The organism is Nocardia sp. NPDC088792 (assembly GCF_044750615.1).
Lineage (GTDB): Bacteria > Actinomycetota > Actinomycetes > Mycobacteriales > Mycobacteriaceae > Nocardia.
Window position 1 is genome coordinate 1 of record NZ_JBIVKC010000018.1, and the last position, 1,538, is coordinate 1,538.

Annotated in this window: 1 protein-coding gene; it reads left to right on the plus strand. The window is 64.6% G+C overall.

The window, feature by feature from the left end; genetic code table 11:
• Positions 1–171: 171 nt before the first annotated feature.
• The coding region (locus tag ACIP5Y_RS47945; RefSeq protein ID WP_400360524.1) for a polyketide synthase dehydratase domain-containing protein at positions 172–1,538 on the plus strand (1,367 nt) is incomplete at its 3' end.

The window sequence follows — 1,538 nt, forward strand, 5'->3', positions numbered from 1 at the left end:
GCTGTGGATTGGGGTGTGTTGTTCGCGGGGCAGCGGACCGGCTGGGTTGATTTGCCTGCTTATGCTTTCCAACACCGCCACTACTGGCCCAAACCTTTGGTCTTCACCGGAGACGTCACTGGGGCGGGGCTTGTCTCCGCCCGGCACCCGCTACTCGGTGCAGTCGTTTCAGTGGCCACCTCGGACACCATTCTGATCACCGCGCGCCTGTCGCTGCAGACCGCGCCCTGGCTCGCCGATCATGCTGTGCACGGCACCGTCGTTTTCCCTGGTACAGGCTTCCTTGAGCTCGCGATCCACGCTGCTGACTTCGCCGAGGCGGGTGCCCTGGCCGAACTGGTCGTGCATACCCCGCTGGTCTTCCCTGTAGATGGCTACATCCAGCTCCAGGTCGCCATGACCCGGGAGAACATCGAGGTCTATGCACGTCCAGGCCACGACGACCCATGGGCCTTGCATGCCACCGCTACTACCTGCCGCGATGCTCTGACGGTCGCTCCGCTCAGTGCGGACTGGCCGCCGGCGGGCAGCACAGCCCTGGATATCGGCGACTTTTACCACGATCTCGCCGGATCGGGCTTCGAATACGGTCCGGTGTTCCAAGGGCTCACAGCCGCCTGGCAGCAAAATGGCCATGTCTATGCCGAGATCACACTGCCGGAAGTAGAACGTGATGCGGCCGCGGACTACGGCATCCACCCAGCCCTGCTGGACGCGGCTCTCCATCCGGCGGCGTTTGCGGCGCTCGAACCGACCGAGCACGGTTTCCTCCCGTTCAGTTTCACTGACGTCACCCTGCACGCCTCCGGCGCCACTGCCGTTCGTGTGCGACTCACTCGCACCGGCCCCAGCTCGGTATCCGTGCTCATCGTGGACCAGGACGGCTTCCCTGTGCTGTCCATTGGTGAACTTGTGTTGCGCCCGCTCACACCACAGACGCTGTCCGGGACGCCGCTGCCCGGTGCGATGCTCGCCGTCACCTGGACCGACATCCCTCCGATGGACACTGCAGGGCAGCCGGTCGACTTCACCGTCGTGACCGACCACCTCACCGAGGCGCCGCCCGGCGTCCTGGTGTTGGATATCGCCACGGACCCCACCGACGTTCTGCGTTCTGTGCACGCCACCGTCGCCAACGTTCTGCGTACCCTGCAGGGCTGCACCGGCGACCGAATCGTGGTCGTGACCCGCGGTGCAATTGCTAAGGCGCCTGACCTGGCCGCCGCTGCGATCTGGGGGTTTGTGCGGTCCGCACAGACAGAGGACCCCGATCGCTTCGTCCTGCTTGACCTAGAGCTGGGCGTCGAACTCAACGCCAAGCTGCTGGCAGGCTCGCTCGCGACCGGCGAACCACAGCTCATCCACCGCGAGGGCACATTCCGGTGCCCGCGCCTGACCAGACTCCCCGAATCCGATGAGACTTTATTGAACGTCATCGGAACTGTGCTGATCACTGGTGGTACCGGTGGTCTGGGCCAGGTGGTTGCTCGGCATCTGGTTGCTCGGCACGGTGTGCGGAGCCTGTTGTTGTTGAGTCG